Source organism: Variovorax paradoxus, assembly GCF_040544635.1.
GTDB classification, from domain to species: domain Bacteria; phylum Pseudomonadota; class Gammaproteobacteria; order Burkholderiales; family Burkholderiaceae_C; genus Variovorax; species Variovorax paradoxus_R.
Map to the genome: position 1 here is coordinate 203046 of NZ_JBEPKJ010000005.1, position 12093 is coordinate 215138.

The following is a 12093-nucleotide window of genomic DNA, read 5'->3' on the forward strand; positions in this document are numbered from 1 at the left end:
TCAAGATTTTGGCGGCTGGCCTGTACCATAGAACCGCTCAATATCGGCGATGGTCTGCTCGATGAGAGCCGTGTCCTCGGGCTGCTCGATCAGCTCAACCAGCAGGTTCGCCAAATTCTTTCGAAGCGTAGGCCGCTGCTGAGCGGCGATGCTGGCCAAGTACTCAACGAGCGCTCTCACCGACGGCTCAGCGTCCGCTCCAACGAGCTTGAGCGAAGCTCGTTCAGTCCGCGGCCCTTTACCCGTCTCTAGCCACTCGGGCGATACCCGTAACGCCTTGGCAATGGACACGAGTTCCCGCGGGCGCTGTCTGAAGCCAGATTCGATGTTCCCGATCGAGCTCTGAGACACGCCCACTTCTTCCGCCAGCTGTACCTGGCTCCAGCCCAGCTCCTGCCGGACTGCTTTGACTCGTTCTGCGATTGTCTTCACGAACGAAATTCTCCCACAGCTTTTAAGTGCGTTCGTGTTAGCATTCTGGCTTCTATCGTGTTTAAGGACGGAGTTCTCATGCAAGGGTTCTGGCAAGCAGTGCTGGCTGCAGGTGGGATCGGGCAGTTGGCGCGCCGCATCGGCGTTGCGAACAGCACTCCAAGCAACTGGATCTGGCGAGGCCGAGTACCTGCAGAGCACTGCCCAGCAATCGAGAGGGAGACGGGCGTGATGTGCGAGGTGCTGCGGCCGGACGTTCCCTGGGAAGTGCTCCGTAAGCCAAAGCGGCGTACATCCAAGAAGGCGGCAAGGTGATGTCCCCGGTTCATCGTTTGTCCGTGCGCGGTGCTGCGCGGCCTCTCGGTGTGACATCGGCGTCCTGGGCCGCGAACCTCACATCGACGTCGCCATCAAGCCAGCGAATCACAAGTCTGCTGGTGCGCAGCGTCACCCGTGCTGGTGTACATCCCGTCGGGTCGGCATTCGTACTCAGCGTTGTCCGTGTGCTGTTGTGGATGAAGTCCGGGTCATTGGTTGCTGTGGGCATGGTGAGGCGTGTGTTCATGGATATGAAGTCTGGCCATGCCTACCCGAAAGCACCAGCAAGACAGACAGCACGTTCTTGCACCAGCTGCATCCGGCTGCACGGCGCCGGAACCTCGTGCATGCCTCTGCAGGAGGTTGCAAGGTGACTGTCGATCCTCCTGAAGATCGCGCCCGGAAGATCGTGTCGAGCATCCTCAAGGCGACCCAGCGCGATGCCTCTCAGACCGCTATCGCCGCAGCCATGGGCGTGAGCGAGTCCACCGTCTCGCGGCTGCTCAGCGATCACCTGGACAAGCTCGCGCTCGTGATGGCTCATGCCGGCCTGCGCGTCGTCGGCCAAGACATGCGCTGCTTTCCACCGGACTACGTTGACGCGCTGCTGCTGATGGCGAAGCAGCACCTGAGCGCTGTGCAGACCGTCCGGACGCTGGAGTGGGAATGATGCGCCGCCCCGTCAACCGCGTGATCTACATCGCGCACTTCATCTACTACTTGCACATCCATCGCTCATGGTCGAGTGCCATCTTTTGCATGCAGCACGAGGGGAGGGCGTGGCGCTGATCGCCGCGGCCAACCACATCCAGCCAGTGAACAACCCGCATTTCTCGGAGCCAGCCAAGACATGAAAGCTCACAACATTGAAGTATTTGCGCGGGATGGCGAGGTCGTTGTCCGCCAGGAATCGCCATACGCGGAAGACGCGGTGGGCGATGGCTTCGACACCGTGGTCTTGACACCCGAGCAGGCAGGCGCCGTCTGCCGCTGGATCATGCAGGCCGCTCGGGAGCTGTCGCTTCAGGTGAAGGTCGCGGGAGAGCTCTCCCAGTGAACTACTTCGAGCTTCACATCGGCGATTACGCTGAGGCCACGCAGCATCTGAGCATCCTGGAGGATGGTGTTTACACACGGCTGCTGCGCAAGTACTACGCGAGCGAGAAGCCGCTGCCGGCCGAGATCGAGAAGGTGCAACGCCTGATCGTCGCCAAGTCGAAAGACGAAAAAGCTGCGGTCGAGGCCGTGCTCTCAGAATTTTTTGTCCTGCGCGATGACGGTTGGCATCAGGATCGATGCGACGACGAGATCGCGCGCTATCGAGCTGGTGAGCCTGAGCGGATCGCCAAGAAGGCCAATGAGGAAGCGCGGACCGAGCGCCACCGCAGGGAGCGCGCAGACCTCTTTTCCAAGCTAACCGCAGCAGGGCAGCACGCCGCATGGAACATCGGCATCAGAGAGTTGCGGTCGTTGGTGGATGCGTTGCCGGCCACGGGAACTGCAACGCCTGTCACGGCACCTCGAACGTTCGAGGTCGCGGGAGCGGTAACGGCACCTGCAACGCCTGTCACGGCTACCCAGACACCAGACACCAACCCCCACTTCCCACTACCCACTACCCAGAATAAAGAAGATACCCCCCATACCCCCCAAGGGGGGAGGCGAGCGAGAAAAGCTTCGGACGACTCGACCGAATGCGTGCCGGGGTTCGACGCGTTCTACGCCGCCTATCCCCGCAAGGTCGGCAGGCGGGCTGCGGTCAAGGCGTGGACGAAGCTGGCGCCGGACGAGGCCCTGCAGGCGACGATCCTCGGCGCTCTGGCAGCGCAGAAACCGCACCTCGACCGCCGAGAGAGCGGCCGGTACATCCCGCATCCGGCGACATGGCTCAACGCGGGCCAGTGGGACGACGAAATCCCCGGCGGCAAGCCGGCGCCCGTCAACGCGGCGGGGCAGGTTTGGTGGCAGATCGCCGGCTTCGGGCACGTGGCCGAGGCTCAGAACGACCGATGCCACATCGGCAACTACCACGAGTTCCGCGACGGCAAGCGCATCGCGCAAGGGGTGCTGGCGTGAACGGGGCTGAGCGAATGACCTACGACCGGTTGGTACGGCAGGGAGAGGATGAGCGCGATGCTGCGGAGCAAGCCCGACGCGATGCGCGCGAACGCCTTACTGGCCGCCCTTGGTGGGACATGCCCTGTAGGCGCGGTGAGTGCCCGGGATTCCCTTCTTCGATGACCGGCTGCTGTGGCTGCCACCCCGACGCGCAGACGCCGGAGGACGAATCGTGAACATCTCCGAAATCAAAGCCATGATGGCCGCGCAGGCTGCGGACATCGCGCGCATGCTGCTGCCGCAGGGTAAGCAGCGGGGCAGCGAGTGGAAGGCGGGGAACACCTGCGGCGAGCCTGGCGACAGCCTCTCAGTGTGCATTCGGGGCCACAAGGCCGGCGTCTGGAAGGACTTCGCCAGCGACAACGGCGGCGACCTAATCGACCTGTGGATGGCCTGCCGCGGGCAGTCCATGGCCGAGGCGATGAAGGACATCAAGCGGCATTTCGGCATTCGCGACGACTTCCCGCGTCCACCCGAAAAGACCTTTCGCCGACCGGAGAGCCCGCGTGCCCCGGCAGCGAAGGCCCGGGCCGCGGAGTGGCTGATCGGCCGCGGGCTGACCGAGGAAACGATCCGGGCCTTCAAGGTCGCCGAGCAGGTGCAGCACGGCAAAACCTACGCTGTCTTTCCATTCATCGACGAGCACGGCGAGCTCATCAACATCAAGTACCGGAACCCGGACGAGAAAAAGGACATGCGCCAGGAAGCGGGTGCCGCACCATGCCTTTTCGGGTGGCACCTGATCGATCCGAAGGCGCGGACGGTCACCATCACCGAAGGCGAGATCGACGCCATGACGCTGCACCAGATGCGTGTGCCGGCGCTGTCCGTCAACCAGGGCGCTGGCAACCACCAGTGGATCGAGCACGACTGGGAAAAGCTCGAGCGTTTCGATGACATCCTGATCTGCTTCGACAACGACGAAGCCGGCGACAAGGGCGCGGCCGAGGTCATCAACCGCCTGGGCGTGGAGCGCTGTCGGCGCGTGCGGCTCGGTGCGAAGGATGCGAACCAGTGGTTGCAGGACGGAGCCGAGCCGGTGGATTTTCAGCAGGCGATGGAAGACGCCCGACCATTGGACCCCGACGAACTGCGCAACGCCAACGACTACACCGCGGCCGTGGAAGCGCTTTTTTATCCGCCGCCCGGAACACCGCTGGACCCGGCGCTGTACATCGATAAGGAGCTGGACTGGTTTCGCTTCCGGCTGGCCGAGTACACCTGCTGGACCGGCATCAACGGCCACGGCAAGAGCCTGATGCTCGATCAGATCCTGCTCGGCTTGATGCTGCAGGGCGAGCGCGTCGTGATCTTCTCCGGAGAGATGGGGGCTGCCCGTCACCTGAAGCGCCTGCACAAGCAGGCCAGCGGCCAAGATCGTCCGACCCGCGAATACATCCGTGCGATTGGCGCCTGGTTCCGTGAGCGGCTGTGGCTGTTCGACCTCGTGGGCGTGGCGAAGCTCGACCGTCTGCTCGAGGTGTTTGCCTATGCCGCGCGGCGGTATGGCGTCCGGCACTTCGTTATCGACAGCTTGATGATGATCGACGTGCCGCAGGACGGCCCCGGCGCGATCACCAAGCAGAACGAGGCCGTGCAGAAGCTGGTTTCGTTCAAGAAGACGCACAACGTCCACATCCACCTGGTGGCGCACCCGCGCAAGCTGCGTGACGAAACCGAGGCGCCCGGGAAGATGGAAGTCGCAGGCGCTGGCGGCATCGTCAACGGCGCCGACAACGTGTTCTCCATCTGGCGTGCCCAGAAGGACGAAGCGCCCGCCAACCCGAACGACGCCGATGCGCTCGCCAAGTGGCAGGAAGCCCAGGAGGGCATCGACGCCAAGCTGATCCTCAAGAAGCAGCGCGAGGACGGAGTGCAGGACTACACGCTGCGGCTGTGGTTCGACAAGCCGACCCAGCAGTACCGAACCGGACCAAGGAAGTACCCGCTTCGCTTTGTCGAGTTCTCAACCCAAGACCAGGAGACGCACCATGAGCATGCGTGAGTTCGAGCAGTACCTGAAGGCGTCGGATTTCTTTGCCGACACCATGAACGTCCACCGAGCGGCCACAGCAGAAGTCATCGCGAGCTTCGCCACAGTGCTCAAGCGCCGCGGACAGATGACCGATGTCGATATGAACGAGTTGCTGCGTCGGCTTGAGGACAGCACCGGCCGGCCATCCATCGACGGGAGCCGCCGCATCCTGGCTGCACGCATCGGCGACAGCCTGAAAGGTCGCGGATGAAAGTCATCGAGCGGTACGCCGCTGCCGTCCGGTCGTCCAATCTGGAGATCAACGAACGCACTACGCGCTCGGACTCCGATGTGTTGGGCGCCATGGGGCTTGCCGCGCGCCAGTTCCCTTTGGCCGTCGCGCTGCAGCGCCTGTTCCTGGGCGATAGCACTGCGGCGCGTGAACTCGTCGAGATCCTGGCGGACGACGCATGGCGGCAGGCGAGGGCGATGCGGGTCAAGCTCAACCGGGTGCAGGCCTACGACTTGGCGCAAGGCTGTGTCGCCTGGCACCGCAATCCGACCTGTGACGCGTGCGGAGGGCATGGGGCGACGGTCATCCCCGGCAGTAAGACGCTCGGCGTGCGCTGCAAGCCCTGCAAGGGCACCGGACGCACTTCGCTGAGCAAGCTCTTCAAGGAGCGTGCCGAGGTAGCCGACTGGCTGGTTGCGCACATGGAGCGGCATCAAGCGATGGCCGGACCTGAGGCGATGAAGCAGATCGCGGGGTATTTGGATCTGAAGATCGCCACTGCCGAAGCGGCAAAGTAAAAACTCTTTACTCGTTCGCTGTTTCTGCTTTAAAATCGTTTGGCCTGTACAAATCCCGGGTGTTCCGGGAAAAATAAGAGCAGCCCAGCCGTCGATGGCGGAGCTCACTTCAAATGATCCCAAGCCGCCCTCGAGGCGGCTTTCTCTTGGATAGCTACTCAGTACCCACCCCCGGTGTAAGCAGATACACGCTTCTCACAAAAGAAGCCGGATATTTTTGATAACTGGTTATAGACGCCTGCGGACCGATCAACGAGATTGCTAGATCTCGCTCTGACCCGCCCGGCGCCCATTGGAGCGAGCCTCGGCTAGTGGGTGCCGTGAGGAGACGACCGATGGTCAAAAAGAAGCCCACTCCGCGACGTGATGAAGAGCGTGCACGGAGGGTCGAAGAACTCGTTAAGCGAGCCAAGAGCCAGCTGAAGGCGGGACGAATGCCCGAAATCGACGCTGTTGTTCCGAAAGAGGCCCTGCAGGATGACTACACCGCGGACGACTACCTGAAGTTATGCGCGTCTGTCGTGCTGTTCGGCACTCATAGTTGGTACATCGGGCGCATCGATTTGCCCCCGGAAACAAAGGTCGAGTGGGATGGCTTGCGATGCAGAGATGTGTGGATGGAATTCAACGGGAAGGTTTCACATCCGGACGTCGATAGCATCATCGGCGAGTTGCAAGACTGTATGGGAGTCGCAGTGGCGGCCGCAATCGCTGCAGGACTTGTGAATCTGGCCGCCGCGGCAGCCGCTTTCAAAGAAGCGTTGATTGCCTGCTTGATCTCCAAGGGAGTCGAGATCACGAAGGATTTTGCAGCTTGGATTGATGCCAAAACAGAGAAGGGAAGCTGGCACTACTGCTTCTAGTGTCCAGCGAATTAAGCCCGCCCAGAGTAATCTCGGCGGGTTTTCTTGTGTGCCCTAAACTGCCGCCGCGGTGTGGCGGAATTGGAATACGCAGCGGCTCTCGGCTACCACGGTATGAGGGCAACGGTCAGTCCTCTGGCATCCGGGTTCGAATCCCGGCACCGCTATCCTTTCCGACGAAGCTCGCCCGAAGCAGTGATTGCGTCTGCACTTCGACACAGCTCGCCTACTCTGCCCCAGAAAAGGTGCGCTTACGTCGGGATCTAGGCAATGGCCGTGGCGTAGGTTGAGCAGTAGATTTCCGCGTTTTGCATGCTCGTCCAAGACCGTTTTGTCCATATGTCCGTACCGTTCGAGTATTTAACGGTGGCATGCATTTCGTCGTAGACAGCCTTGGTAATCCACAACGGTTTCTCGGAGAGAGACGTAAGTTTCGCCGCATGATTGGCCGCTCTCCCAATCCAAACCAAATCGTTATACCCACGAACTCCGATGCGTGCTGCGCGCAACTGACTTGTGTCTACGCCGACCACGTGATCGAGAACGAAGGTCGTATCCTTGTACCGCGCCTTGATGGCAGGACGTAGGATGTAGTGCACGGCCCAGTGGATCTGCAGCGCGCTCCGAACCGCATTCGTGTTTTTGCTATTTCCGGTGAACACCGCCATAACTCGGTCCCCGTCGTATGCGGTCACAACGCCGTCATTGCTGGCGATCACGCGAGCAGCGCATCGTAGGTAAGTTTGGTAGATCTCCGCGCTGAACCACCATTGGTAGTTGTCGACCATGTTTGTCGATCCATCGAGGTCTGCGTAGAGAACGGTTGCGCTCTCTAGATTTTTTGCATGATTGTTTAGGCGGACGTCTTCAGGATCGGGGACATTGCCGGTTCGCGTTTCATCCCAAACGCCTGTGTAGATTTGAGAGACTTCCGCCTCGAGGTCAGTCTTCAGTGTCATTGGGACCTATGTCTTAATCAGCAGGCCAACGGCTGCGGCCCAAGGTATCGCGCAAGCAAATGACCATCGAATGCTCTTGGTCACCCACCCGTACTTGTATCCAGCAATCTCCGCATTGCGGTGAATCTGCGCGGCATAATCGTCGAGTAGATCCGTTGGACTCACGGTGCGGATCTTTTCTTGATACTCGGCAAGATCAAGTTCCAAAACCCGGCCGAAGAAGAGAAGTGAAGACTTTGGGCCATTGGTGCGAGGCAGAACTGCCATTGCAGCGCAGAAGATTCCAAGTACAGCCATTCCGGCTGCGCTCAAGGTCCACAAGTATGTCCATGCTGTTCTTGCGTCGAGATCGGACGTGCTGAAAGCGGCGGCCAACCCCCCGATCAGTGCGGTATCGATCGCGACCACTACCCCGACTTTTACTTCAGCTGCTGCGATCCATGCTAGGTGCCGCTCAAAAATCCACTGAGCCGCCCCTAAGCGATCTTTGTCATCCATCTTGTTCCCTCCTGCCTGGAACACATTGTGGCAGGCAACGTTTCCACGAGGCAGCGTGCTTCGTACTATGCGCCGCTCCAGACTTGCTGAAGGGCGAGGCGGTTAGCGTGGAACACATAGCGCTCACCGCTCAAGCCAGTCATGTCCGCTCGCAGAACTGCTTACTCGTTGAAGCCGATGATGGAAATGATCGTGACGACCGTTCCCTTCTTCGGCTGCTTGCCTTTTTTGCTACGAAGGTACATCGCGACGGACTGAAGCAGTTCAGTGCGCGTCAAGGTTCGATACGCCCTGACGTGGTACACAACCCCACGGCCTGGGTCGTTCAACGTGTTCACGATGGTGGGTAGTTCCATCCACGCACTGTAGTGCCTCGTCAGTCGGTTGGACAAGACATAGCACTTGCAACCCGAAAAGCCCAGGCTGGCAGCAGCCAAGACGCACATTGCACGGTGCTTAAAGCCGAGGTGGGAGACCGATATGCGTCGCACAATCATGACTTGCCCACGCTGCGCAAGCGCCAGCCAGAGCTGGACGACCTGGATGGACGAAGGCTTCGAACGGTGGTACTGCGATTGCGGTGCTACGGGGCGGACTTCTCTCGCGCCCGAATCGCAACTTGAAGAAGTTCCTCCGCCCGCTTCAAGGCAAAGGTCTGAACCTCCGCAATCGACAGGTTCGCACTGCGAGGTATTGCCACCGTGAAAGAGATGCTTTCGATCTCTTCTCCATCGGTGCGGTGCACCACGGCGTCCGTCCAAGTGACCAGCCAACCGTGTTCGACAGTGTTCTGGATGGTGAATGGCTGTCCGACATATTGCATTTCGTCCGCCCGTCGCCGGGTCCGTGTTGAGGAACTCGGACTCTACTCGGCGACTGGGCGGGCACCAGCGCGCATGCATGGCTGAGATGGCTGCTGCATACGACAACAAGGACGGCCGCATCCGTGGCCGCGCATTACAGGCGAGGCGTCTAAAGGTGTGGAGCAAGGACCCGAGGTGCGCTGTGTGTCGCAAGCTGGTCGAGTTCAACGATGTGCCCGGCCGCGGATTCCAGCTGGATCACAAAGCACCACTGTTCAAGGGTGGACCGGACACCGAGGCCAACTGCCAGGTGCTGTGCGTGGGGCCGAACGGATGCCACGACAAGAAGACAGCCGACGACCTGGGCTATCGCGCTCCTGTGCGCATCGGGCTGGACGGATTCCCCGAATGAGAGCAACCCATCGACGAGCCGCGTGCACCGAGACGGTGCGCGAAGGGCTGGGGGGGAGGGTTTTCGATAGAACGAGGACCCTTTGGAAACCAGGCGCTTAGTCTTTTATTCACGCGTGTAGTTCAGCAATTTGATTTTTGAGAGTCGAGGTTCCCTATGCCCAACCCCAAAAAGCCGCGAGCGCTAAAGGTGGTCTCGGGCACGGTCCAGCCCAGCCGCGACGAGCAGCCAAGCATCGAATTGCCGCCGGTTGTTGATGTGCCGGAGCCGCCCGAGTGGTTGCCAAACGCGCATGCCGTGAAGGAGTGGAAGCGGTTGGCGCCTGTTCTGGTGGCCAACAAGCTGCTGACCGATGTGGGTCTGAGCCCGTTGGGCAACCTGTGCGCCCTACATGGAAAGATGGTCCAACTGTGGGCCGCGGGCGAGGCCCCTGTCGCGTCGATGGTGGCGCAGTACCGAAACCTGATAAACGACTTCGGCATGACGCCGGTGTCGCAGGGCAAGGTCAGGCCGGTGGGAGACGAGCCGGCGGGAAACAAGTTCGCTCAGCGTGGCAAACGAGCCGCGTGATTTCGTCGCGATAGCGAAGGACTACGCGAAGAGGGCGGCGAACCCCAAGAATCGAAAGCAGTTCGGCATCTGGATGCGACTGGCCGGCCGGCGCTTTCTGGACGACCTGAAGCGGGCGACGAAGGCCCAGGGCGCCCCGTTCTACTTCGACGAGTGGCATGCGAACGACGTGTGTCTGTTCGCCGAGGATCTGCCGCACGTCGAGGGGGTTTGGGACACGCCGACGATCGTCCTGCACGAGTCGCACATTTTCTTCTTGGTGCAGCTGTTCGGTTTCCGCAAGCAGGACGGCACGCGGCGGTTCACGACGGCCCTTTTCGCCATCGCTCGCAAGAATGCAAAGAGCACGCTGGCCGCGATCATCGGCCTGTACTGCCAGAACTGCGAAGGTGAGAACGGACCGCAAGTCATCACCGGAGCGACAACCGGGCAGCAGGCCCGGATCGTGTTCAAGGTCGCGAAGACCATGGTGGAGAAGACGGCGGATCTGCGGTCGGCGTTCGGACTCGAGGCTTTCGCCAATGCGATCGCCAGCTATAACAACGGCGGCACCTACAAGCCGATCAACGCGAAGGCGAGCACGCAGGACGGCTTGAACCCGAGCTGCACGATCCTGGATGAGATCCACGCGCATAAGAATCACGACCTGCTGAACGTGCTGAAGTCGGCGGCGGGTGCGAGGCGGAACCCGTTGTTCCTGTATCTGACGACCGAGGGCTACGCGAACCCGGGACCATGGGAAGAGGAACGAGAGTTTGCAAAGAAGGTGCTGCGCGGCCTGATCGAGGCCGACCACTACCTGGCGGTTTACTACGCCGTAGACGAGAAAGACGACGACCTCGGCACGGAAGCCGATGACGACTTCGACGAAAGCGCCTGGCGGAAGGCGAATCCGTTGATGGACGTGAACCCCATCCTGCTTGACGAGATCCGGAAAGCCGCCATCGAGGCGAAGGACAAGCCTGGCCAGCATGCCGAGTTCAAGATCAAGCGGCTGAACCGGCCGTCAGCGGTCGCACAAGGCTGGGTCAACATCACGAAATGGCGGGAGTGCAAGGGCGCCGTCGATCTGGAGTGGTTGCGGAAGTACCCGTGCACAGGCGGCCTTGACCTGTCGAGCACCACTGACTTGACATCGTTCCGGCTGGTCTGGGACATCGAAGGGTTCATCTACACGCACGGATGGCGCTTTGTGCCGGCAATGGCCGTTCGCAAACGCACGCAGCGTGGTCTCATCCCTTACGCAGGGTGGGTACTGAAGGGCCTGCTGATCGAGTCCGGCGTCGAGGCCATCGACTATGCGCCGATCGAGAAAGTGATCATCGACGCGAACGAACAGTTCAACCTGCAAGCCGTGGGCTACGACGGTTGGAACGCATCGCAGACCGTGCAGCGCTTGAATGCTGCCGGCGTGAACATGCAGCAGTTCATACAGGGACCGCGCAGCTACCACCCGGCAATGCAAGCGCTCGAGGTGGCCTACCTGAACGGCCGCTTCGCCTTTGGCCAGGATCCGATCCTGAACTGGAACGCGTCGAACGTGATAGCGCGCCAGGACGCGAACCTGAACAACGCGCCCGACAAGAAGAGGGCGCCGGAAAAGATCGACGATTTCTCAGCCTTGCTTATGGGCATCGGCGCCGGCCAGGTGGAGAAACCACGAACGCCTGACTACAAGATGATCGTCATTTGATCGTCGCCCCTCACTCGAAGCCCGCCCTGTGCGGGCTTTTTTCATTGGAGCCACCAGCATGGACCGCGCGTTTTCCACCATCGAGATCAAAGCCCTGAGCGAGGGCGACGGCCGCCGCACGTTCAAGGGCATCGCCTCGACGCCAAGCACCGATCGCGCCGGCGACATCGTCGAGCCAAGTGGTGCGCAGTTCAGGCTGCCCATGCCGTTCCTCTGGATGCACGACAACGCCGATCCCATCGGCTGGATCACCGCGGCCAAGGTAACGGAGAAGGGCATCGAGGTTGAAGGCGAGGTGGCCACCATCGAAGAGGATGGTCCGCTGAAAGAACGCCTGACGATGGCCTGGCAGATGCTCAAGGCAAAACTCGTTCGCGGTTTGTCGGTTGGCTTCAAGCCCATCGAAACCGCCCAGATCAAGGGATCGTTCGGCGTGCGCTACATCAAGTGGCTCTGGTTCGAACTGTCCGCCGTCGTCGTGCCCGCAAATGCCGACGCATCCATCACCGCGATCAAGTCGATCGACAACGCCCTGTTCGCCGCGACCGGCAAACAGCAGGACCGTGTCGTTCGCCTGCTCGCTCCCGGCGTCTCGGGAAATCCCAAAGCCCGAAAGGGCGTCGTTTTCCTCAATTCCTGAAA

At 60.9% G+C, this 12093-nt stretch carries 19 protein-coding genes and 1 tRNA gene; 14 read left to right on the forward strand and 6 right to left on the reverse strand.

The genetic code is table 11. The annotated features are described in order from the left end of the window. Window positions 1–432, reverse strand: coding sequence for a helix-turn-helix domain-containing protein (locus ABIC94_RS10560; RefSeq protein WP_354372960.1), 432 nt, complete (start codon window positions 430–432; stop codon window positions 1–3). Window positions 433–510: 78 nt separating this feature from the next. On the opposite strand from ABIC94_RS10560, the gene ABIC94_RS10565 reads away from it, so the two are divergent. Next, the gene (locus ABIC94_RS10565) at window positions 511–747 is read left to right on the forward strand and encodes a YdaS family helix-turn-helix protein (RefSeq protein ID WP_354372961.1); all 237 of its coding nucleotides are present in this window, start codon (window positions 511–513) and stop codon (window positions 745–747) included. Window positions 748–757: 10 nt separating this feature from the next. On the opposite strand, the gene ABIC94_RS10570 is transcribed toward ABIC94_RS10565, so the two are convergent. Beyond that, window positions 758–997 (reverse strand): hypothetical protein, encoded by a 240-nt coding sequence (locus ABIC94_RS10570; protein WP_354372962.1) that lies wholly within the window; start codon window positions 995–997, stop codon window positions 758–760. Window positions 998–1120: 123 nt separating this feature from the next. On the opposite strand from ABIC94_RS10570, the gene ABIC94_RS10575 reads away from it, so the two are divergent. The 9 genes from ABIC94_RS10575 to ABIC94_RS10615 all read left to right on the forward strand — a co-directional run bounded on the left by ABIC94_RS10575 (window position 1121) and on the right by ABIC94_RS10615 (window position 6683). Then, complete coding sequence (locus ABIC94_RS10575) at window positions 1121–1420, forward strand: helix-turn-helix domain-containing protein (RefSeq protein ID WP_354372963.1); 300 nt, start codon at window positions 1121–1123, stop codon at window positions 1418–1420. Further along, window positions 1417–1539: a hypothetical protein gene (locus ABIC94_RS10580; RefSeq protein WP_354372964.1), complete on the forward strand. Its 123-nt coding sequence runs from the start codon at window positions 1417–1419 to the stop codon at window positions 1537–1539. Before ABIC94_RS10575 ends, ABIC94_RS10580 begins: the two co-directional genes overlap by 4 nt. A 61-nt stretch (window positions 1540–1600) precedes the next feature. Next, a complete protein-coding gene (locus ABIC94_RS10585) occupies window positions 1601–1807 on the forward strand; it encodes a hypothetical protein (protein ID WP_354372965.1) in 207 nt (68 codons plus the stop codon). Next, window positions 1804–2826 carry a YdaU family protein gene (locus ABIC94_RS10590; RefSeq protein ID WP_354372966.1) on the forward strand — a complete coding sequence of 341 codons (1023 nt, stop codon included), beginning with the start codon at window positions 1804–1806 and terminating at the stop codon, window positions 2824–2826. The genes ABIC94_RS10585 and ABIC94_RS10590 overlap by 4 nt, the downstream gene beginning before the upstream one ends. A 238-nt stretch (window positions 2827–3064) precedes the next feature. Next, a complete protein-coding gene (locus ABIC94_RS10595; RefSeq protein WP_354372967.1) occupies window positions 3065–4873 on the forward strand; it encodes a toprim domain-containing protein in 1809 nt (602 codons plus the stop codon). Beyond that, window positions 4860–5114: a hypothetical protein gene (locus ABIC94_RS10600; RefSeq protein ID WP_354372968.1), complete on the forward strand. Its 255-nt coding sequence runs from the start codon at window positions 4860–4862 to the stop codon at window positions 5112–5114. The genes ABIC94_RS10595 and ABIC94_RS10600 overlap by 14 nt, the downstream gene beginning before the upstream one ends. Further along, a complete protein-coding gene (locus tag ABIC94_RS10605; RefSeq protein ID WP_354372969.1) occupies window positions 5111–5653 on the forward strand; it encodes a hypothetical protein in 543 nt (180 codons plus the stop codon). Before ABIC94_RS10600 ends, ABIC94_RS10605 begins: the two co-directional genes overlap by 4 nt. Window positions 5654–5988: 335 nt before the next feature. Further along, on the forward strand, window positions 5989–6516 hold the full coding sequence (locus ABIC94_RS10610; RefSeq protein ID WP_354372970.1) for a hypothetical protein: 528 nt from the start codon (window positions 5989–5991) through the stop codon (window positions 6514–6516). Window positions 6517–6582: 66 nt separating this feature from the next. Further along, window positions 6583–6683: transfer RNA gene (locus ABIC94_RS10615), tRNA-Glu, on the forward strand. A gap of 96 nt (window positions 6684–6779) precedes the next feature. Here ABIC94_RS10615 and ABIC94_RS10620 read toward each other — a convergent pair. The 4 genes from ABIC94_RS10620 to ABIC94_RS10635 all read right to left on the reverse strand — a co-directional run bounded on the left by ABIC94_RS10620 (window position 6780) and on the right by ABIC94_RS10635 (window position 8796). Next, on the reverse strand, window positions 6780–7475 hold the full coding sequence (locus ABIC94_RS10620) for an adenylate/guanylate cyclase domain-containing protein (RefSeq protein WP_354372971.1): 696 nt from the start codon (window positions 7473–7475) through the stop codon (window positions 6780–6782). Window positions 7476–7481: 6 nt separating this feature from the next. Further along, window positions 7482–7973 (reverse strand): Pycsar system effector family protein, encoded by a 492-nt coding sequence (locus tag ABIC94_RS10625; RefSeq protein ID WP_354372972.1) that lies wholly within the window; start codon window positions 7971–7973, stop codon window positions 7482–7484. Between the two features lie 161 nt (window positions 7974–8134). After that, window positions 8135–8311, reverse strand: a complete 177-nt coding sequence (locus ABIC94_RS10630; protein ID WP_354372973.1) for a hypothetical protein — start codon at window positions 8309–8311, stop codon at window positions 8135–8137. Between the two features lie 245 nt (window positions 8312–8556). After that, window positions 8557–8796, reverse strand: coding sequence for a hypothetical protein (locus ABIC94_RS10635; protein ID WP_354372974.1), 240 nt, complete (start codon window positions 8794–8796; stop codon window positions 8557–8559). Between the two features lie 86 nt (window positions 8797–8882). Here ABIC94_RS10635 and ABIC94_RS10640 point away from each other — a divergent pair, with 86 nt between their 5' ends. The 4 genes from ABIC94_RS10640 to ABIC94_RS10655 all read left to right on the forward strand — a co-directional run bounded on the left by ABIC94_RS10640 (window position 8883) and on the right by ABIC94_RS10655 (window position 12091). Beyond that, complete coding sequence (locus ABIC94_RS10640; RefSeq protein WP_354372976.1) at window positions 8883–9188, forward strand: HNH endonuclease signature motif containing protein; 306 nt, start codon at window positions 8883–8885, stop codon at window positions 9186–9188. Window positions 9189–9344: 156 nt separating this feature from the next. Continuing rightward, the gene (locus tag ABIC94_RS10645; RefSeq protein WP_354372977.1) at window positions 9345–9758 is read left to right on the forward strand and encodes a hypothetical protein; all 414 of its coding nucleotides are present in this window, start codon (window positions 9345–9347) and stop codon (window positions 9756–9758) included. Continuing rightward, the gene (locus ABIC94_RS10650; RefSeq protein WP_354372978.1) at window positions 9739–11451 is read left to right on the forward strand and encodes a terminase large subunit; all 1713 of its coding nucleotides are present in this window, start codon (window positions 9739–9741) and stop codon (window positions 11449–11451) included. The genes ABIC94_RS10645 and ABIC94_RS10650 overlap by 20 nt, the downstream gene beginning before the upstream one ends. A 58-nt stretch (window positions 11452–11509) precedes the next feature. Beyond that, window positions 11510–12091, forward strand: a complete 582-nt coding sequence (locus ABIC94_RS10655; RefSeq protein WP_354372979.1) for an HK97 family phage prohead protease — start codon at window positions 11510–11512, stop codon at window positions 12089–12091. Window positions 12092–12093: the final 2 nt, after the last annotated feature.